Origin of the sequence: Akkermansia sp. RCC_12PD, from assembly GCF_036417355.1 — a bacterium.
In the GTDB taxonomy this organism is placed as follows: Bacteria; Verrucomicrobiota; Verrucomicrobiia; order Verrucomicrobiales; family Akkermansiaceae; genus Akkermansia.
The window spans coordinates 655,003-674,665 of the sequence record NZ_CP143889.1 but is presented as its reverse complement, the minus strand read 5'-3'; the positions used below and the strand labels follow the sequence as shown (position 1 = coordinate 674,665).

General features: G+C 57.4%; 12 protein-coding genes. 3 read left to right on the top strand and 9 right to left on the bottom strand.

The annotated features are described in order from the left end of the window. Nucleotides 1-31 precede the first annotated feature (31 nt). From purM to V3C20_RS02760, 5 genes are all read right to left on the bottom strand, one after another. Nucleotides 32-1,033 (bottom strand): phosphoribosylformylglycinamidine cyclo-ligase, encoded by a 1,002-nt coding sequence (gene purM, locus V3C20_RS02780; protein ID WP_130083974.1) that lies wholly within the window; start codon nucleotides 1,031-1,033, stop codon nucleotides 32-34. A 113-nt stretch (nucleotides 1,034-1,146) separates the two neighbouring features. Then, nucleotides 1,147-1,608: a DoxX family protein gene (locus V3C20_RS02775; RefSeq protein WP_130083973.1), complete on the bottom strand. Its 462-nt coding sequence runs from the start codon at nucleotides 1,606-1,608 to the stop codon at nucleotides 1,147-1,149. A gap of 149 nt (nucleotides 1,609-1,757) precedes the next feature. Next, nucleotides 1,758-2,732 (bottom strand): GDSL-type esterase/lipase family protein, encoded by a 975-nt coding sequence (locus V3C20_RS02770; RefSeq protein ID WP_130083972.1) that lies wholly within the window; start codon nucleotides 2,730-2,732, stop codon nucleotides 1,758-1,760. Nucleotides 2,733-2,753: 21 nt separating this feature from the next. Next, a complete protein-coding gene (locus V3C20_RS02765; RefSeq protein WP_130083971.1) occupies nucleotides 2,754-4,292 on the bottom strand; it encodes a sialate O-acetylesterase in 1,539 nt (512 codons plus the stop codon). Between the two features lie 9 nt (nucleotides 4,293-4,301). Further along, a complete protein-coding gene (locus tag V3C20_RS02760) occupies nucleotides 4,302-5,078 on the bottom strand; it encodes a VC0807 family protein (protein WP_130083970.1) in 777 nt (258 codons plus the stop codon). Nucleotides 5,079-5,299: 221 nt separating this feature from the next. On the opposite strand from V3C20_RS02760, the gene V3C20_RS02755 reads away from it, so the two are divergent. Next, nucleotides 5,300-7,114, top strand: a complete 1,815-nt coding sequence (locus V3C20_RS02755; RefSeq protein WP_161981308.1) for a DEAD/DEAH box helicase — start codon at nucleotides 5,300-5,302, stop codon at nucleotides 7,112-7,114. A gap of 239 nt (nucleotides 7,115-7,353) precedes the next feature. On the opposite strand, the gene V3C20_RS02750 is transcribed toward V3C20_RS02755, so the two are convergent. Together V3C20_RS02750 and V3C20_RS02745 are read right to left on the bottom strand one after the other, a co-directional pair. After that, a complete protein-coding gene (locus V3C20_RS02750) occupies nucleotides 7,354-10,359 on the bottom strand; it encodes a GDSL-type esterase/lipase family protein (RefSeq protein WP_130083968.1) in 3,006 nt (1,001 codons plus the stop codon). A 103-nt stretch (nucleotides 10,360-10,462) separates the two neighbouring features. Further along, on the bottom strand, nucleotides 10,463-11,272 hold the full coding sequence (locus V3C20_RS02745) for a PEP-CTERM sorting domain-containing protein (protein ID WP_130083967.1): 810 nt from the start codon (nucleotides 11,270-11,272) through the stop codon (nucleotides 10,463-10,465). 832 nt (nucleotides 11,273-12,104) lie between these two features. Here V3C20_RS02745 and V3C20_RS02740 point away from each other — a divergent pair. Then, complete coding sequence (locus V3C20_RS02740; protein ID WP_130083966.1) at nucleotides 12,105-14,258, top strand: sulfatase-like hydrolase/transferase; 2,154 nt, start codon at nucleotides 12,105-12,107, stop codon at nucleotides 14,256-14,258. A gap of 9 nt (nucleotides 14,259-14,267) precedes the next feature. After that, nucleotides 14,268-14,906, top strand: a complete 639-nt coding sequence (locus V3C20_RS02735) for a DUF805 domain-containing protein (protein WP_130083965.1) — start codon at nucleotides 14,268-14,270, stop codon at nucleotides 14,904-14,906. Nucleotides 14,907-15,147: 241 nt separating this feature from the next. On the opposite strand, the gene V3C20_RS02730 is transcribed toward V3C20_RS02735, so the two are convergent. Both V3C20_RS02730 and V3C20_RS02725 read right to left on the bottom strand, forming a co-directional pair. Continuing rightward, nucleotides 15,148-16,728: a hypothetical protein gene (locus V3C20_RS02730; protein ID WP_130083964.1), complete on the bottom strand. Its 1,581-nt coding sequence runs from the start codon at nucleotides 16,726-16,728 to the stop codon at nucleotides 15,148-15,150. 26 nt (nucleotides 16,729-16,754) lie between these two features. Further along, nucleotides 16,755-19,637 (bottom strand): sulfatase-like hydrolase/transferase, encoded by a 2,883-nt coding sequence (locus tag V3C20_RS02725; RefSeq protein ID WP_161981307.1) that lies wholly within the window; start codon nucleotides 19,635-19,637, stop codon nucleotides 16,755-16,757. Between the last annotated feature and the right edge of the window lie 26 nt (nucleotides 19,638-19,663).

The following is a 19,663-nucleotide window of genomic DNA, read 5'->3' as shown; positions in this document are numbered from 1 at the left end:
TGGCGTAACCGACGCGGAAAAATGATGTTCTCTATTCGCCCTCTACTTTTACATGGATCCCGCGGCCTTCTCTCAATGTGCCGATCACTACGCCGCCCGGGCCTGCCTTGAGTGCGGCCTCCACGTCTTCCGGTTTTACGATAGCTACCCAGCCGATGCCCATGTTGAACGTGTTGAAGCGGTCTGCTGCGTCCACGTGCTTCAGTATTTTCTGGGCCGCCTCATTGTCCCAGTACGGAATGGACAGGTCCGCGCCATAGTCTCCCAGGAAGCGTTCCAGGTTTTCCGGAAGGCCGCCTCCGGTGATGTGGGCGTATGCCTTGGGTATGACGTTGGAACGCCGCATGTCTTCCACCACGTCGTGGTACAGGCGGGTGGGTAGCAGCAGGGAGCGGAGTTCCTCTTCGTTGACGACATCCGGGTTTTCTTCCAGAACGCGGCGGATGAGGCTCCAGCCGTTGGCGTGGAAACTGTCGGATTTGTAGCCGATGAAGATATCTCCGGAGCACACGGTCGTGGGATCGATCATCTTGCTTTTTTCACAACACCCGATGCAGAAGCCGGAAAGCTCCACGATGGATTCCGGAACGACTCCGGGCATTTCAGCCGTTTCTCCGCCGGCCAGGATGCAGTTGCAGGATTCCAGATAGTCGCACATGCCGGCGACCAGGCGCGTGATGCGCGTGCGTTCCGCTTCCAGATTGGAGATGCCCAGATAGTCCAGGAAGAGAAGGGGATCGCCTCCGGTAGTAAGGATGTCGTTGACGTTCATGGCCACGAGGTCCTTGCCGGCGGTTTCCACCATGTCCAGTTCAAAAAGGATTTCCGTCTTGGTGCCAACGCCGTCGCATCCGGTGACGATGACGGGTTCTTGATAGGAACTCAGGTCATAAGCGGCGGCAAAGAGACCGAAAGCTTGATGCAGAGAGCGTTTTTTCTGTGTTCTTTTAACGTGAGAACTAATGTCGGATACAAAAGCTGCCGCTTCCTTGGTATCGACCCCCGATTGCTTATAGGTTAATTTGCCGGACATGAACGGATGGACTGGGTGTGGCCACATCCTAAAGGAAGGCTCCTGCCGCGGCGAGTGAAAAAAGAAGTATTTTTGCCATGAGGCCGCGCGGGCCGGAGGCTTTTAAGGGGCGTTTATTCCACCTCTATTTTGCAGTCCTTCCGGAGCCACCATGCATCCAAGGAGAATTTGCCGGGTCCCGTATAAAAGAGGGTCAGGTAAATCAGGAGGTAGATGGCCGCCAGTTCCTGGGCGCCCCATCCGGACAGGCCAAGGTAAAGGAATAGCGCCACGCACATGTTGATGATGAGGATGAGGGAAGACAGGCGCGTCAGGAAGCCGAAGAACAGGAGGACGGAGCACCCTACTTCCGCGCTTACGCAGAGCAGCAGAGAAAGAAAGGAGCCGATGCCCAGCGGATCTTCAAACATGGCCCAGTTTCCGCTGAGGAGCATGTTCAGCTTCGGGATGCCGTGCACCAGCATCATCGCGCCCACGCCCAGACGCAACAGCAGAATGCCGAAGTCCATGCTGGTGTTTGTGGCAAGAGATCCCAGCAGGCAGCATGCGGAAGATTTGCATTGATTCTGTTCCATGCACTATATGACCTTGCCGGAAGCAAAAATGCTCAAATAAAACGCAATATAATTTCCACTCCTCCATTTCCTTTGACGGCCAGTGCCGTCTGGCAAAGAAAAAGACCGTTCCCCTTGGGAATGGCCTTGGAAAAAGAGGATGAAAGACGTTATTTTTTTGGCGGCAGCAATCTAAATACGGAAGGGGATTTGGAGGATTTGATTGTCAGGGGCTTGGTCGGGTCCGTCTGCGTTTCCGTTCCAATGCTGATGATGATCCTGTCTCCGGGATGAACGACCGTGGCGTTTTCAAAGACAAGCGTGCCGGCTCCATCCGTGAGCCTCCATCCGTCCAGCAGGATGCCGGAGTCTCCCTTGTTGTTGATGATGAGACTGTCCGCACCTTCTTCCAACTGGGGAACCGGCTGTTTGATTTTCATGCTTTTCATTAGCTTGGCGAAGGTGATTTCCGCAATGCGCCTGGCGCCTTCCGCCGTGGGGTGCAGACCGTCCACATACCATTCCGGATGGCCGGAAAGGGGAGTGAGGGCATCAAAGAGGGCGATTTTGTGTTTGCGTGCCACGGAGGCGATCAGTTTTTCCGCTTCCGGCCGGTTGGCGGCGGAACCGTTGTCCGATAATGCGTATTTGCGTACGTCCGGATAGCAGTTGCCGGGAAAGGCTTTTTTGCCGAGAGGTCCGCGGTAGTCAGGTCCCAGCATGCCCCAGGCAAAGAATTTAGCTTTCGGGCTGGCGGATTTCCAAGCTTTGAACAGGTCCTCATAGCCCTTGACGAACAGGCCGGAGTTCCACCAGCGGCCCGTATCGTTGATGCCCAGGTTGCTGATATAAATGTCAGCCTTGAAGTCCAGGGCCTGCTTGTGCTGGGGGGTGCTTCCGAACCAGCGGCCTGCCTGCCCCGGGTAGTCTCCCGCCGTTTTTCCCGGATTGCCGAATCCTTTGACGTCATAGCCCGGCCCCATCAGGGTGGCGAGCACCTCGGGATAGCGGGCATCTCCCGGCTTGAGGCCGGAACCGAAGGTGATGCTGTCCCCTACACAGGCTATTTTGGTGGGGGCGGCCTGCACCGCGAATCCCAGGGAAAGGGTTGCTGCGAGGGAGGCGAAGAGAAGATGAAGGTTCATGGTGTGAAGGAGTAAGGCGGGTTATTTTTTAGAGGAAGGTGTATCCGTCCGGAAAGGGCGGGCGGGGAGCTGGTCGCCGTTGACCAGGTTGGGCGTTACAAAACGATTCCAGCAGTACCGGGCATGCTTTGGGGATTTGACTTCCGGGGAGGTGAGGCGGATGACGGCGGTATGGCCTTTCCTGTTCGTGATTTCCGCCGAGGCGGGATGGTAGACGCCGTCCGCTCCGGCAATTTCAAACTGGGCCGGTTCCCTGCCGTCCGTCGTGGTCAGTCCGGCGGCATGTTCCATTTGGATCAGGATGCTGGAGCCAGAGGGCTTGAAGGTCCTGAGGGCGGGGCCTTCACAGGGAACCTTTTTGCCGTAGATCTTGTTCAGAGCCGTGTTGCCCGCGCGTTCCCCTACGGGACGCTTGAACGGGGGATGCACGTCTGCGTTGGTGGATCCCAGGTCAATGGTATTGACGCTATAGACGTGCGGGACGGTTTTGGCTACCGCATCCTGCATTTCACGGAATTCGGGCCATCCGGCCCGGGTTTTTGACGGATCGTTGATGCGGGGGAGCTGAATCATCACAAACGGCATGTCCGGATTCCGGAAGGCCTTTCTCCAGGAAGAGATCATGGTTTTCAGCAGCTTGCCGTTTTGTTCGTTGTCAATGATCTCCGCATCGGATTCCCCCTGATACCAGAGGACACCCGTGATGGGGAGGGCCGTTGTCCACGCGATGCCGGATTCATACAGGAACGCTGGCTTGTAGGGGTGGTTCGGGGAACCCTGGTTGAGCCGCGGGGAGATGTTCTTTCTGGCGCGTCCCTTCACCCAGCCGGAGATGAGAGGGGAATCCAGCCAGTTGTTGCCGCGCAGGGTGCGGAAGCTGCTGTTGGTGTTGATAACCTGCTGGGGAATCCACGCCGCTATTTCCGAGCCGCCCAGGGATGAGTGGATGATGCCTACCGGGATGCTCAGGCCCTCGCGGAGTTTTTTGCCGAAGTAGTAGCCGACGGCCGCCATCGGACCGGAGGTGGAGGGCGAGCTGACGACCCATTTTCCTTGGTAGAACTTGTCCGTGGTGACGGCATTAAAGTCTTTGTCGGAATAGGGGGCGTTATTCGTATGGGCCTGGGGAACGTTGTTGAGCAGCCGGAGCTGTTCGTCGCCGGAGGCGGCTATGTCTTCTTTGGCCGTGGAGGTCTGGTTCAGGCGAAACAGCATGTTGGATTGCCCGGAAGCCAGCCACACTTCGCCCACTAGCAGGTCGTCCAGTTGAGAGGAGTCTCCGTTTTGGGAGGCTGTCAGGGTCCGGCCCGTGGCATTAGGCTGCATGGGAGGCAGTGTGACGCTCCATTTTCCCTGGGGATCAGCTTTTGTTTTCAGGGTGACGCTGCCGAAGGTGACGGTTACTTCCTTGTTGGGATCAGCCGTGCCGGAGACGGGCACGTTTTTTCCATGGGGAATAACCATGTGGGAACCGTAGATGCGGTCGAATTGCGGAGCGGCTGCCCACGCCGCATTCAGAGCAATGACGGCAGCCAGGATGCATGGAGTATGGATGTGCATGGTTTGGAGTTATTTAAGAAGAAGTTCGTCCCGTGTGAGACCGGTCAACTGTCCGAGCCGTTTGATGAGGCGTATCATGATCAAGACGAGGGCGACCAGGATGGGCACCCCGATGATCAGGAAACCCCACCAGGTAATGCTGCCGATGGCTACGTTGTAGGCCACCTGCTGTTCTTCTGCGGGCAGGCGCATGACGGAGGACATGAAGGAGAGACTCAGGAAGAAATTGCCTATGGAGGACGCCACGAGCGTTCCCGCCAGAATCCAGGAGGAGCCGGCCAGCAGGCGCTGATAGTCCCGTTCCCTGCCGCTGGACGCCACTGCCTGTTCTATTCTGGGGACGTCGAACAGCTCCGGTGTGTAAATGAACATGTTGAGCAGGGGGACGCTTGTGGAGCGGGAGACGATGACGGCCGCCGCCAAAATGAGGGGGATCAGCGCTTCCTTGCCGGCAAAGAGCCAGGGAGTGGCGCCGTGGATGCGGCCTCCCGGCCCGATGACGAAGATGCTGATGATGCCGGTGAGAAGCACGCCGGCCATGCCCACGCCGGACATGAGGTCGAATTTTTTGGTGACGACCAGGGAACGGATTCCGTACACTAACGGAAGAGACAGAGCAATTACGAGAGCCCAGACCGGGCCGATATGCCAGAAGCTTTCTCCGGCGGCCCGTTCGAGGGGGTTGGCGGGGCCTGCGCTGCAGTAGTCCAGGATCAACACCGGAAGAAGGATATTGATGAAGATGCCGAGAAGGGAGGAACGGGAGCCGGATTGCGTTTTATCCATGAATTGAGCGATATAAGTTCGTAACATACGTACAGGTTTCCCCGCAAGTTGCAAGCCCGTGTGCGAACGTAAAGACCAGAAGAGGCAGAAGCGGCCTTTTTCCGGGAGAATGGCGCTCTGCGGAAATCGTGGCATGTGGCTGTATGTTTCGTTCTTTTGTCTGGACACGGCGGGTAATAACGTTCAGCTTCTCCCGTGGCCCTGAAAGAGCCTTTTTCCCCATGACTCAGACATCTTCATTTTCGACGCTTGGTATTTCACCGGAAGTTCTGGAGGCCATCGAGGTTCTCGGCTTCGACACGCCGTCCGCCATTCAGGAGCAAGCCATTCCCGCAGCCATAGGAGGGTCTGATATCGTGGGACTTTCCCATACGGGTTCCGGCAAGACGCTTGCGTTTGCCATTCCGGCGTTGGAATGCATTGATCCGGATGAACGCGCCGTCCAGGTGCTGGCCCTGTGCCCCACGCGGGAACTGGCCGTGCAGATTTGCCGGGAGGTGGACAAGCTGGCCCTGTTCATGGACGGCGTTTCCGCGGTACCCATTTACGGCGGCTCTTCCTTCCGCCCCCAGTTGGACGCCCTGCGCCGCGGCGTGCAGTTCGTGGTAGGCACCCCGGGCCGCGTGATGGACCTGATGGAGTCCGGCGCCCTGCGTCTGGACCATCTCCGCATGCTGATCCTGGATGAAGCGGACGAGATGCTGGACATGGGATTCCTGGAGGATATTGAGCGCATTGCGGAGGCCATGCCGGAAACGAAGCAGACCCTGTTTTTCTCCGCCACCATGTCTCCGGAGATCAACCGGCTGGTGAGCCGTTTTATGAAGGATCCCGTTCAGATTACGATTGAACGGCCTACGCTGACGGTACCCACGATCGAGCAGCTTTATTACGAGGTGGTGTTTTCTTCCAGGATTGAGGTGCTCAGCCGCCTGCTGGATACGGGAAAGATCAAGATGGGGCTGGTGTTCGCCAATACCAAGAAAGTGGTGGATGACATCGTGGACGGCCTGACGGCCCGGGGGTATGCCGTTGACCGTCTTCACGGTGACATGCCCCAGATCATGCGGGAGCGTGTGATGGACTCTTTCCGCAAGGGGAGCCTCCGCCTGCTGGTGGCTACGGATATTGCCGCCCGGGGCCTGGACGTGGACGATGTGGATGCCGTGGTGAATTTTGAATTGCCGCGCGATCCTGAGGATTACGTGCACCGCATCGGCCGCACTGCGCGCGCCGGGCGCAAGGGAAAAGCCATTACGTTTGTAGGGCGCCGCGATTTTTCGCTGATGAGCCGGATTGAACGGTTCATAGGCGTCAAGCTGACTCCAGAACCGGTGATGACCGCCGTCCAGGTGGACCAGCTGCGGACGGAATCCCTGGTGGATGATATTCTGGAACGCCTGAAACCGGATGCTATTCTCCCGGAAGAATTGAAGGATGTGGAAGCGGCCCCGGAATCCCTGGCGGCGGCCTTGTTTGATTTGCTCAGGGAGCGTACCCACCGGGAAGTGCAGCCTATTCCGGAAGATAAGCCCGCTCGCCGGCCGCGCCATACGCAGCAGTCCGGAGAGGATGGGGAAAGCCCACAGAAAGGGGATTCCTGGATGAACAAGGATGATACGGTTACGCTGTTCATGAATGGCGGCCGTATGATTGGCCTGCGGCCCAAGGATATTGCCGGGCTGTTTTACAATACGGTGGAGATGGAGAAAGGCGCCGTGGGCGATATACGAATTTTTGCCAAGCATTCCCTGATTGAAGTGGACGCCTCCGTGGCTCCCCAGCTTCTGAACGCTCTGGCGAACGCTACGATTTGCGGCTATGAGGTCAATGTTCGCGAGGACAAGGGCACGCCGGAATATTCCGATGGTCCGCGTCCCCCGCGCAGAAACGGCGGGTTCCGCGGTGGCTACCGTGGTGACCGGGACCGCAATGACCGCGGGGGCTTCAGAGGACCCCGCGGCGGGTTCCGCAGTGACCGGGGAGAGCGCTGGGGCGACCGGCCCCGCAGGGATGACAGGAAGAAGAGGTTCTGACGCCTGTTCCCTTTCTGCAAGGAAGAGTGTTTTCCCCCCTTCACGATCGCCATGGGCCGCCTTCGTGGCGGTTAAATCATCCGTTTTTCCGGCACGGAATGCTGCCGTTTGAATCGCATGGTCATGAAGCCCGGCTGTCTTGTTGCCTGACGCCGTATCTGAAAAAAATCGGGGCTGTTCCGCGTCTGGCGGGACAGCCCCTTCAGTTCCCATTGAAGCCTGAAGAAAACAAAGGGCCGTCAATGGGGAATTGTTCTGCTCCTTCTCCACAGCAGGGCAGCCAGTCCCAGCAGGCTGAGGGTTGCGGTTCCCGGTTCCGGAACCTGGGCGAAGATCATGGCGGTGTTGGCCTGGGGGTCCGTCGTCATCTGCGCGTCATAGAGGACGCCGTTGCTCAGGAATTTGATATTGGCCAGGTTGGCGGGAATTTCCGTCAGGGAAAGCGTGTAGCTGCTTGTTCCGGTGATGTCCACGATGACGGAGCCCGCAGTAAGCGCCTGAAGCGTCAAGGCCGCGTTTTCCCCCAGCACCAGGGATGTCAGGTCCGAAGCTCCGGCCAGCGTCAGGGCGCTTCCGGATTCAATGGTCAGGGTGAGGGCACCGCCCAGGGAATCCAGCGCGGTATTGGTGCGGTTGACCACGGAGACGTGGGTAAAATCACTCAGGGAGGCCTGGAAGCTGTTCACGGTTACGTGGTCCAGAACCAGGGTCCGGTTGCCGCTGACGTTCGTGCCGCCGCTGATGGCTCCCGCGTATTTGTCAAAGCCGTAGGCCGCCGTGCCGGAAGCGAGGTCTTTGATGCGGACCTCGGAATTCCCGCCGACGGTGCCTCCGGAGCCTCCCCCGGAGATGGAGCCCCAGGAAGAACCGTTGTGAAGCACGGCGGAGTTGCCCGTCACGGTGACGGACGTATTGCCCCGTACGGCGCCGCTGGTCCCTCCCGCGTAAACGTTCCCCCTGATGAGGCCGCCCGTCACGTTCACGGAACTTCCCTGCATGATGCTGCCCCCTTTACCCGCCCCGTACACGGAGCCGGAGATGTCGCCGCCCGTAACCGTGGCGTTCGTGCCGCCGTCAATGGTTCCGGTCAGGCCGCCGCCCATTACGTCCCCGTTCACGCTGCCGCCGTTGACGTAGACGTGCACGCCCCCGCCGATGGTTTTATCGTTTCCGGAGAAAATGCCGCCCATGACCTGGCTGGAAAACGTGCCTGAATTGATCACGATGTCCACATTTCCCCCAATGTCGGAGCCGTAGGAACCTGCCACGGAAGAAGCGTTGGTGGTTGTGAAGGTGCCGAAGAATGCCTTTTCCGCGGAGAATTCCAGATAAACGTTTCCGGCCACCCGGGTGGAATTCACGGCGCCGAAGACGGTGCTTCCTCCCTTGGCTGAACCCGTGAAGCGCAGATAGGCGCTGCCGTCGAGCGTGCCTCCGTTCTGCCCGTATTCGGCGCCGTGGGCTCCGTACCAGGATGAGGCCTCCCCTTCTCCGGAGATGGTTAGCCAGACGTCGCCCGTGTAATTGCCTTTATTCGCGAAAATATAGGAGGCGCTGCCGGAAGTGATGGTTGCGGAGACGGAGTTTCCCGCCTTCCCGGTGGAAGAATCCGCCATGGAGCGCGCGTTGAAGCCCCCGGAGCAGGCCAGGCCGTCCTTGACGTGGGTGAAGCCTTTTTCCGGCCAGACGATGTTTCCTTGAGGCGGGCTGGCCGCGTTGCCGGAACCGGAGGAGATGAACGCGTTGTCCTTGTTGACCAGACCGGAGGTGGTGGGGGCGTAGGAGCCGGTCCCGTCCAGGGCCATATCTTTCAGAATGGCGTTTCCGCTGCCGTCATACTGAATGATGACGCCGTTGAGGCCGGAACCGGAGGTGACGGAAAGGGCCTCCCCGATCAGCATGTCCCCAAGCCAGATGTAATAGCCTCCCTTCAGGCCTTCCTGTTCATTGCCGTTCACATAGGCCATGCGCAGGCTGTCCGTGTTGGCGGACATGTCCATGGAATACAGGATGGTGTCCCCCCATTTGATGTAGGCCTCGCAAATATTGAGCGTTCCGTAAAAGGAGCCGTTGCCCAGGCTGACGCTGAACTGGTCGGAGACGTTCCAGCCGCTGGCCGCTCCGTCTCCCAGGCTCAGCGTGAAGTCAAAGGTGAATCCGCCGGACAGGTCGGTCCCTTCCGTCCATGTATGGCTGATCATGCTGCTACCGGGCTGTCCCAGGCTGATGCCGGCGGAAGACACCGTGACGTTGGACACGGCAAAGCCGACATCCGTCAGATCCTGCACCCCGGTCCATGCGGGGGCCTGGCCTCCCTGGTGGAAATTGACGGCCAGATCGGAGACGGCTTTTCTCTGTTGTCCCGCGGAACGCCCTGCGTAGCCCATGGCCTTGGCGATGTTGCCCGCCATGATGAGGTCTCCCTGCGCGTTGGGGTGCAGGCCGTCTTTTCCGGGGGCGTTGAACATGGAGCCGACGCCGTAGAACGGGGTTTTGGAAGCCACGTCGATCATCCCCTTGTTGACGTCGATGACGGAGACTCCCTGCTTGTTCTGTCCCCAGGATTTCAGGGAATCATTATAGGTGTTCACGGCCGCGTGGGTGGCGTCGGAGTTGGCATTGCCGTGTGTCGTCCAGCAGGGAAGAGTCATCACGATGACGTTCGCACTTCTGTTGGCAGTGAGCATGCTGTTCACGATGGAATCCATGTTGCCCAGCAATGCGTTCGTGGCGTTCTCGATGCGGTCGCCCAGGGTTGCGTTGTTCCCGTCGGACAAAAGGTCATTGGTGCCGATCATCAGGAAAAAAGTGTCCGGCGTGTCGGCTCCGGTAAAAGTCGGCCCCGTATAGGCGGCTCCGTTTGTCTTGGTGCCGGAATGGCCCAGCCAGTTGTCGATGTTGGAGCCGTTAAAGCGGCCTCCGTATCTTTGTCCTGAAATTTCCCATGCCCTGGCGCTGGACTGGGAGGAGTGCTTGTTGTTGAAAACCTGACCCCCATAGGAAGTTCCAGCCGTGACGCCGCCGGAGTTGTTGCCGGTGTTCACGCCTTCCGCGTTGCAGGAAATGCCATTGTCCGCAAAGATCTTGTGCAAGGCCCAGCGGTAGGACCCGCTATTGACGCCGTGGGTGATGGAATCCCCCACGAACATGACATTGCCCAAATCCGTTCCCGAGGCGATGGTGGTTGAGGGGGCGGCGACCGCCAGCAGCGCGGCGAGCAGGGAAAGGGGAAGCCTGGTTTTCATGGAAATGGAGAAGAGAATGAAACGGGTATTTGAATTTCAGGTAAAGAACGGCCATCCGGGTCGGGCCGGATGGCCGTGAAAGGTTGTCAGGGATGAATTCCGGTCAGGATCTGCGGCGGCGCAGCATCAGCACGCTCAAGCCCAGCAGGCTAAGGGATGCCGTGGCCGGTTCAGGGACCAGCTGGTTATAGTAATTCTTGAAGGCTTCTTCATCCATGACTCCGCCCGTCACGATTTGCATGCCTTCGAGGGTCAGGTCGCTGGAGGTAGTGAAGCTGTTGGTGATGCTTCCGCTGTTGGTTGTTCCTTTGCCTCCTACGAAAAGATGTTCCAATTGTCTGCTGAAGTTGATTCCTCCGCCATTGGATGTGATGCTTCCAATTTTACCACTGTCCAGGTAGACATCCAGATTGACATTGTTATCAGAGGTTTTTGTCCATACAACAGACAGATTGCCCGTATTTCCCGTTACGGAGATGGTGGGATCTGTTGTCCCGTATTTCCCGTTGGTTTGGCTGGTACCCCAATAGCCGAAATGAACTCCCCCGTCCTTGTACTGGGCTCCGAAAAGGCCGGCGAAGGCGTCAGCGCCAGTTCCAAATTGGGCGGAAAACAGCGTGGAGCCTGTTGCAGAATCAAGAGTGGAGAGATCGAAGGTCAGGGCTACGCTGAAAGACTGGCCTGCATTAACATTCGGGCGATTCGTTGCTCCGGTCATGGTAAAGTCCAGGGAACCGTTGTTCAGGGAAAGGCCTCCGGTACCTGTTGCGGTGGCATTTGTTCCGCTCAGGGAAATACCGTCCTGGCGGGTTCCGCCGAGAAGGCCGGAGAAATCCGTAATGGTGGTGGTTGCCCCCAGGGAGACGGAACATCCCAGGACGGCAAGCAGGGCGGATATAGATTTAATCTTCATGCAGTATAATATGTGAGGGTTGGAAAGGCTGTACGGACAGCGATATGGGTTCTTTACCGGATTGCAAATCCGCAAACAATGCCGAATATTGGAGAACAAATCCTTAATTGACCTCAAGTTATTCTTTTTTAGAAAACTACGTTTGCTCTGGTCTTTCGCTGAAATGTGTTTCCTGCTGACTATGAATCAGTTATCCGGTCATATAAAAAAAGAGGAGAGTAAGCGCGGATTTGCAATCCGCCGCTGGGCCGTGCACAAACATGATTTTTTCTTCTTTTTTTTCTACGCAATGTTCTCCAAATGAAGAAAATATCCATTTATTCCTTCTGCCCGCCAATTTCTTTCCGATGGACCGGAAGAGAAGCCCTGACGGGGCGGAGGGTGGGCTGCGGCGCACCGGAACGATCGGTACGGGGTGATCTTTTGCGGTACCGCAGCCGGTACTGGTCTTTCCGTCCGCCGGTTCTCCTCTTCCTCAAGGGGGTGAAAGAAAACAATTGTTTTTCCGAATATATCGGGGGCTGTCCTGAATCAGCAGGATAAAATGGTTCTTCAAGTATTCTTTGACGCTTTCACATGCAAACATGCTTTCGGAGTACCGTATTGTCCAGGATTTCAGGGATTCCTCTTGTATGTGATAAAGAAGGGCTGAACGGAGGAGGAGAATGCCAATGAGAACAGGGAGGAGGTTTCATGACACTCTCCACAATAATTCGTGTGGCTCCATGGTCAATTCGGCGGCGCTGTTTAATTTGCTTGAGGGGAGTCAGGTTTTCTGTAAGATTGATCGTCCCTGCAACGTTTACATGTTAATCACATTTCCATTTTCAAGATGAAATTGCTGCCTTTCCTGACCGTTTTGCTAACTGCCGCCATTCCCTGCATGGCCGTTCCTGGAAACGCCGTGAACCCTTCCGCCAAACCGGGAAAAACTGCGCGGCCCAATATCATTTTCATTCTGGTGGATGACATGGGGTGGGGCGATCTGGATTCCAACTGGAGCCAGGAGAATTTGAATGGACGCACGGTGGGCAGGAAGAACGAGTTTAAAACTCCGGCCTTGTCAGCCATGGCCCGTGAAGGGATTCAGCTGCGCCGCCATTATTCCGCCGCGCCCGTGTGTGCTCCGGCACGCGCCTCCCTGCTGCTGGGCGTGCACCAGGGAACTTCCCGTGTGGTGAGGAACAACCGGTTTGACCATCCCATTGAAGATTCCCATACGCTGGGTTCCGTCTTGAAGGAAGCCGGATATGATACCGCCGCCATCGGCAAATGGGGCGTAGGCGGGGGCGGGCAGAGCCATGGCCCGGTGACGGGCGGCCCCCACCAGCGCGGATTCAATTATTTTTACGGCATTCTGGACCATTTGGCCGGACATTTCCACTATCCTTCCGAATCCCGCGATCTTTTTGAATACAACGGTTACGCCCCGAATCCGGAATGGAAGAATATCAAGGAGCAGGTTCCCCTGACCGCCTATTCCACGGATTTGTTTGGCGCCCGTGCCAAGCAGTGGATCATGGACCAGCGCAAGTCCGCCCGCAAGACCGGCAAGCCGTTTTTCCTGTATCTGGCTTTTCCGGCTCCCCACGGGAGCCTGACGGTTCCCGGTACGCCCTATCCTTCCGGCGGCGGTGTGAAAGGCGGCCTGCAATGGGTAAAGAAGAACGGCACGGAATCCGCCAATACGGCTTTTGGCCCCAAGGCGGAGAAGGACAAGGATACTTATATTTATCCGGACAATTCCCGTTTTCCGAATGAGGTGGCCAAGCGTCATTCCACCATGATCCGCCGAGTGGATGATGTAGTGGCGGATTTGATTCATTTGCTGAAGGATTTGAAGATAGACAACAATACGATGATTGTTTTCACGTCCGACAATGGCCCCCACAATGAAGGCGGCGCCGATATGAAGCATCAGCACGGAGCGCAGAATCCGCAGTTTTTCAAGAGTTACGGGATGATGGACGGGATCAAGCGGGATTGCTGGGAAGGCGGCATGCGTGTTCCCACGCTGGTACGCTGGCCTGCCCGCATTCCCAAGGGTCAGGTCAGTCTTCAGCCCGGTCAATTCCATGACTGGCTGGCTACCCTGGCGGATGCCGCCGGCGTGCCTGTTCCGGCCCGCAGCGACGGTGTTTCCCTGATGCCGACGCTGACAGGGCACGCGGACAAGCAGAAGCCGGGCATTGTTTACACCGAGTACAACCACGGAAGCAAAACCCCCGGTTACAAGGATTTCCTGGGTGAGCACAAGGGTGCCCAGCGCGGCCAGCAGCAGATCGTCTTTGTGGACGGTTTGAAGGGGCTGCGCATGGGGGTGAAGGATGCGGACAAGGATTTCATGATTTTCGATACCTTGAAGGACCCGCAGGAAAGCAAGGATCTGGCCGCGTCCAAACCGGAACTGCAGGCTCGCATGAAGGCTGCCGCATTGTCCAATCGCCGGGCATCCCATCCTTCCAAGACGGTGTTTGATACGGCTCTGGTGCCTGCCGTGGAAGCCAAGGGAGTTCCCGGCCTGAAGTGGTCCCTGTATGAAGGGGAATTCCCCTGGGTGCCCGATTTCCGCCAGATGAAGGCTCCGGCTGTCTCCCACGGCGTGACGCAAGCCCCGTCCGTCAAGATGAACGGTCCCAGGAAGCGGGGCGTGGAACTGACGGGTTACGTGAATGTTCCCGCAGACGGCGCCTATACCTTTTATCTGACTACGGACGCCAACAAGGGGAGCAAGGCTTTTGTGCGCCTGCACGGGATGGAGCTGATTGATGCGGACAAGGTGTATCATCCCGGAACGGAAGTATCCTCCGACCTGGGGGAAGAAAACAATCCCGTGTATTTGAAGGCGGGCCAGCATCCCATCCGCATCGGCTATGTGGGGACGGCCGGTTCCGGTTCCGCAGTGACTCTGAAGTGGAAAGGGCCCAATCTGCCCAAGCAGGAGATTCCCGTTTCCGCATTCAGCCATTCCCCGGATGGCAAGTAAAGCCAATCCATGAGCGATCTTTACGAGTACCAGGCAATTGACGGTTCTTCCAAAGGACCAGTTGCCCTGGTGCTTCTGTTGCAGGCCAGGAACCAGGGGCGGTTGTCCAACCAGGCTCTGGTGAGAAAGTTGCCCGACGGGGCTTGGAGGCCTTTGTCTTCCTATATTCCGCCCATGACTGTCTTGGACGAGGATGGGGACATGGAGGTGGCGGAAGGAGAGGCAGATACCTGCGAAAGGTCTCTTGCTCCCGACTGGTCACGGCAGAAGTATTGGCGCAGGGTGGCCAGGGAATGGTGCAGTTTCCGGGGGCGTGCAGGCAAGGGTGAGATGCGGGAGGTATATGCCACTCTGGGGTCGGTGTGGTTGGCTGCGGCCTGTCTTCCGGCCCTGGAAAAGTACGGTTTTTTCTCCTATCCGGCACCGTGGATGGAAAGCGTCTTTTTGGGGCTGTTTTATCTGGTTTTGTCCCTCCTGGCCATTCCGCTGGCGGCTACCATGGTACGCCGTCTGCATGATGTGGGGAGAAGCGGTATTTGGCTGGTGTGCCTGGGGCTGCCCGCGCTGGGATGGCTGCTGCTGTGGTATTTGTCCTATGGGGAGAGCCAGCTGGGTGAGAATAAGTACGGAGATCCTCCGTGGAATTGATGTGTTCCCATGTTTAAGACGTCTATTCATGGGGAGAGGCGTCTTAGGGTCAGGAAAGGGTTTCTCCGGAGAGGAAGATATAAGGTGCAGGCGGGAATGTTTTCGATTTGTTCCAGATAAGGTTTATCCATGAAAAGCCGGAATATGGAGAGCTACTTCCTTTCGGGGTCGGCTTGCTTTCACAAAACGCAGAGAAGAGGATTTTTAAGACCGGGGAGAGAGTTTTTCCTGCCTTTTCCTTTTATTCCCGCGTCACTTTCAGACGCAGAAAGCGGCGTTCCGGCGCATTGCTGTCAATCGCCGCCGGGTCTTGATACTCTCCCCGTGAACCCGTCGGAGTTACCACGCCTTCATCATTCCATTTTTTCAGGTCTGTTGAGCTTTCCACATTGAAGACGACGTCTGTGGCATCCGGATTCACCGGCCATTCCAGCACCAGGTGCGGCATGCCATCCACATTCCTGACCGTCAGCGTAGTGACGGTGCCGCAGGGTTGAAGGGGCGGCAGCCCCGTGGCGTATTTCATCAGGTTGGTGATGCCGTCCCCGGCGGGGGCGGCTTCCGGAGCGGTTTGGTCTTCCGGAGTGTCGTCTGTAAAATGGTCATTCTTCCATTTTTCATAGGGAGAAGGAGTGGGAGTCCAGCTTAAGACCAGCGCGCTTTTTCCTATTGTTTCCTCCCGGTGCAGGGAGAAGCTGCCCGCCTGCTGCCACGGAGCGGCTGTTGCCGGGTCATAGGAGACGGAGGGCTGGCTCGTCATGGACAGGGCACTGCCTTCCACGAGTTTCCATGTTTTGCCTTGTTTTGTGTCCGTTATTTCCGGCAGGGTCACGTGGAGTTCCGCCGCTCCGTTCAGGGCAACAGGCCCTTGAGCGCTCCATTTGGCATCCGCCGCCGGTTCTGCGGGCAGCGTGAAGCCCAGCCGTGTTCCTCCGGCTATGCTCAGTTCCGTCATCCCCTGCAGGGAGGCTGTCGCGCCCAGCTTCACCGTGCCGGCTTCCACGCTTACCGGAAAATGGCACCGGGAAATGCCTCCACCGAATCCGAGGGTACCGGGCCCCGTTTTCCGCAGGCTTGAGGTGGAGGAGTATCCCTCAAAGGAGTGGATGGGGTCCTCCATGCTGATCAGGCAGTCCTGCTCCGCCTGCATGACCATGCTGACGTTGCCCATGACCGTAATGGAGTTGGCGCTTCCGCCCGCAGAGGTTCCGACGGCCCTTCCACGGTAGTTGCCGCTGAAGGAGATGGGGCGGGAGGAGTCTGCGGAGTGAAGCGTCAGTTCCGTTTGGCAGGCGGCGCCTTTACCGGCTGCGTAGATGGCTCCCCCCAGTTTGCCCGCACTGTTGTTCGCGAAGGTACTGCCGCTTTCAATGTTTGCGGTGCGGAGAACTTCTCCGTCATTGGCATCCAGGCACAGGGCTCCTCCGTTGTGGGATGCCATGTTGCCGGAAAAAGAGGAGCCAGCCGCAATTTTTACGTTTCCGCGGCAGTAGAGCGCGCCGCCGCTGCCGGATTCCGCCCGGTTGCCGGAGAAGGAAACGGCCTCATTCTGGATGACGGAGCCGGCGTAAACCGCACCGCCCTGGGAAAATCCGCTGACCGTGTTGTTTTCATAGACGGCCGTTCCGGAAATGGTGACTTGGCCGTAGTCCAGCGTGCCTCCTCCATTGCCCGTTTTTTTTACATTACTGACGCCTCCTCCGGCATTGATGACGGTGTCGCCCATGAGGAGAGCCCCTGAAAGGAACATTCCAGTGCAGATGACCAGCCTGCCAAGCCGCATGCGGGCAGGAACGGCGGAATAATGGCGTGGTTGCTTCATGATTCTTGTCCTGTTGGTCGGAGTGTTTATTCCTGAATGGGCACGACGGACGAAGGATCGTCCGGGTCCGTTTCCCCGGGGTCGATGAGCCCGTTTCCATTGGCGTCTTCAATTAGATCCGGTACGCCGTCCCCGTCAGAATCCACATCCGGGAGGTCCGGCATGCGGATATAGGCCGTACCGATGATTTTTCCGTTTCTTTTAAGGAGGGGATATTGGGCGTCGGCTCCGTGGAGTTCCCTCATCAGGGCGCGCGCCATGCGCATCAGGCGTTCTTGCTGCGCCGGATCCCGGGCCTGGTCCTTGCTTTCGCTGATATCGTCCTTCAAGTTGAAAAGTTTCCATGGAAAGCGGCCCGCCGTTTTATACCCTTCGTTATAGGTGGTCCAGAGATCCGTATTAGGGTACTGGTCCAGATAGTCGTAAATGACTTTCCAGTCTCCCTCCCGGTAGGTGGAATAGAAGTGGCCGTAGCCATGGTAGTGGGGGTAATGGTGGTAGATCTTCTGAGTGCGGTGGAAGGAAGCTTCCCCCTTGAAGTAGGGACTGATGTCCTCCCCGTCCACCTGCTGGTCCACCGGAACCTGAAGCTTCAGCATGCTCAAAAGGGTGGGATAGATGTCCCAGATGGCTACGATGTCATGATTGGCGACATTTTGCGGAATGGGGTATTCCTGTTGGATGGGGGCGGAGGCGTTCACCTTCGCCCAGCCCACGATCATCGGTATCCGGGTGCCCCCTTCATAGCGGTTGCCTTTGCGGCCCCTGAGCGGCGCGATAGCGCTGACCTTCTCCACCATGGGCATATTGCGGCTGGATCCTTGCTGGATGGGAGAGTCCCCGCCGTTGTCGGACATAAAGATGACCAGCGTTTTGTCAGCAACGCCCAGTTCCTGGAGGTAATCCATAAGATCGCCCAGGGATTTGTCCATGCCTTGGATCAAGGTGGCGAAGTTGCCTATGTTCTGATTGATGTTTACATTGCCTTCAAAATCGGTACGCCCGGGCTGGAGGGCCTGGTAGTATTCTGTGTCCCCATTGGGGTCCGGCTGGTCGTGCCGCTGGTGAACGGCATAATGGGCCATGTACGCAAAGAAGGGCTTCTGTTCATCCACGGCCGCCTTGATCTGTTTCTTCATTTCCTGAGTCAGGGCATTGGTCAGGAAGTTCCTCTTCCTCTCTTCCGTCGTGGTATATTTGTAATATTCCTCCAGACCGGCAACGTGGTAGACGCCGGACCCGAACTGGGGAGTGTAAGAACCGGGCTGTCCGGCGGAGCTCCCGCCGATATTGACGTCAAACCCGAGGTTGATGGGGTTGGCATAACGCTCTGTGGCCGGGGCGAAGTGGGCTTTCCCTACCATGATAGTCCGGTAGCCGGCTTCCTGTAGCACGCGTGGCAACGGAATTTCCTGCTGGCTCATCCCGCCCATGTTCCATTGCGGAGCCTGCATGAGCACATGCGGGTTGGAATCATTGAGCACAGGGCTGTTCGGAGATGTCCAGTTGGTAACCCGGTGACGGGCGGCATTTTTTCCCGTCATCAGGGACGTACGGCCCGGGGAACATACGGGGCATGAATAGGCGTTCGTGAATTTCAGGCCCTGTGCCGCCAGCCTTTCCATAGATGGGGTTTTGTAGAAGTTGTTCAGGGCCGTTTTAACGGGCTGGCCGTTTTGATAATAGAAAGGAACGGAGGTATCCTGCCAGCCCATGTCGTCTACCAGAAATAGAAGGACATTGGGCGTATTTTCCGACAGAACGGAGATGATGAGTGATTTGCTTTTCTGTGTTCCATCGGCAGCGGTCAACGTCAATGTGTAGAGAGTCGTCTCCGTCGGTTTGACCCGGAGAGTGCCGGCTCCGTTTTCACTGGTGATGGCGATGTTTTTTCCGTTGGCCGTCAGTTCCAGATTTTGTGCCTTGACGGTGCTCCAGGTCAAGGTGGCTTCTTCATCCGCTCCGGGGACAATCCTCTTTTTATCCGATTCAAATATAAGGATTTCCGGTTCTTGCTTCTTGATGGTTACCATTACTTCCGCCGCAGATTCCGTTCCGTCCTCTCCCCGAGCGTTCAGTACATAGGTAGTTGTTTGTTCAGGATTGACCGTAATCGCTCCCGTGCCGTTTTCCGTGGTGACGGGAATGTTTTCACCGTCTTTTGTGCTTAAGGTGACTTCTCCGCATTTCCAGGTTTTCCAGCTTAGTTCCGCGCCCGCGGCGCTTCCTTCCATGATTTCAGGCGGTGTAGCGGTGAAGGAGATGATGCCGGGAGCAGGGGAGATCAGGCGCACGGCGTTGATGGCGGAGCGGGTGGAGTCCGCTCCGTTGCCCGTGATGGTGATGACGCCGTTCACGACCGGAACATACCGCAGGGTGACCTTGTTGGCTCCTTCGTTAAATGTGCCGGAGAAGTTTTCCCTGTCCTGGATGGTTTTCACCATGCCGTTGACCGTATAGAGCATGTCGCGGTCTGTGGTGTTGCAATCCCCGTAGATTTCCACATGGCAGTATTCCGCCATGGAGTCGGGGAGCTGGGAGATGACTACATTTTCCATGCCCCGGATTCCGGCCCAGGAGTCCATGAGCAGGTAGTCACGGTTTTTGTCGGCGGCAAACGTGCCGTTGCTGAAGCAGTAGCCGGGATTGTTGAAGGATATGGAGGCCTGTGTGGCTGTTCCACGAACAGTTTTCAGGCCTGTTGCCGAGGTTTTGGCCGCCGTCGTCGGAGTGATGAAGTTCCATGTTTCCCCTTCCTGCGCCAGTGTTCCGGGCTGGGCATTCAGAAACGCCGCTTCCGTAGCCACGGTTCCGTTCAGGACGCCGATACCTATTTCTTCCGCATTCAGGGAGCCCGTACCGGCCAGGAATAGAAGGAGAGTTGCCGATATGCCGCGGAGGAATTTCATGAGATTCAAGGAGCGCCTGCGTTCCA

Bases quoted from the DNA above. Each gene is read 5' to 3' on its own strand.
- purM (WP_130083974.1), bottom strand. From the start codon at position 1,033: ATGTCCGGCAAATTAACCTATAAGCAATCGGGGGTCGATACCAAGGAA.
- V3C20_RS02775 (WP_130083973.1), bottom strand. From the start codon at position 1,608: ATGGAACAGAATCAATGCAAATCTTCCGCATGCTGCCTGCTGGGATCT.
- V3C20_RS02770 (WP_130083972.1), bottom strand. From the start codon at position 2,732: ATGAACCTTCATCTTCTCTTCGCCTCCCTCGCAGCAACCCTTTCCCTG.
- V3C20_RS02765 (WP_130083971.1), bottom strand. From the start codon at position 4,292: ATGCACATCCATACTCCATGCATCCTGGCTGCCGTCATTGCTCTGAAT.
- V3C20_RS02760 (WP_130083970.1), bottom strand. From the start codon at position 5,078: ATGGATAAAACGCAATCCGGCTCCCGTTCCTCCCTTCTCGGCATCTTC.
- V3C20_RS02755 (WP_161981308.1), top strand. From the start codon at position 5,300: ATGACTCAGACATCTTCATTTTCGACGCTTGGTATTTCACCGGAAGTT.
- V3C20_RS02750 (WP_130083968.1), bottom strand. From the start codon at position 10,359: ATGAAAACCAGGCTTCCCCTTTCCCTGCTCGCCGCGCTGCTGGCGGTC.
- V3C20_RS02745 (WP_130083967.1), bottom strand. From the start codon at position 11,272: ATGAAGATTAAATCTATATCCGCCCTGCTTGCCGTCCTGGGATGTTCC.
- V3C20_RS02740 (WP_130083966.1), top strand. From the start codon at position 12,105: ATGAAATTGCTGCCTTTCCTGACCGTTTTGCTAACTGCCGCCATTCCC.
- V3C20_RS02735 (WP_130083965.1), top strand. From the start codon at position 14,268: ATGAGCGATCTTTACGAGTACCAGGCAATTGACGGTTCTTCCAAAGGA.
- V3C20_RS02730 (WP_130083964.1), bottom strand. From the start codon at position 16,728: ATGAAGCAACCACGCCATTATTCCGCCGTTCCTGCCCGCATGCGGCTT.
- V3C20_RS02725 (WP_161981307.1), bottom strand. From the start codon at position 19,637: ATGAAATTCCTCCGCGGCATATCGGCAACTCTCCTTCTATTCCTGGCC.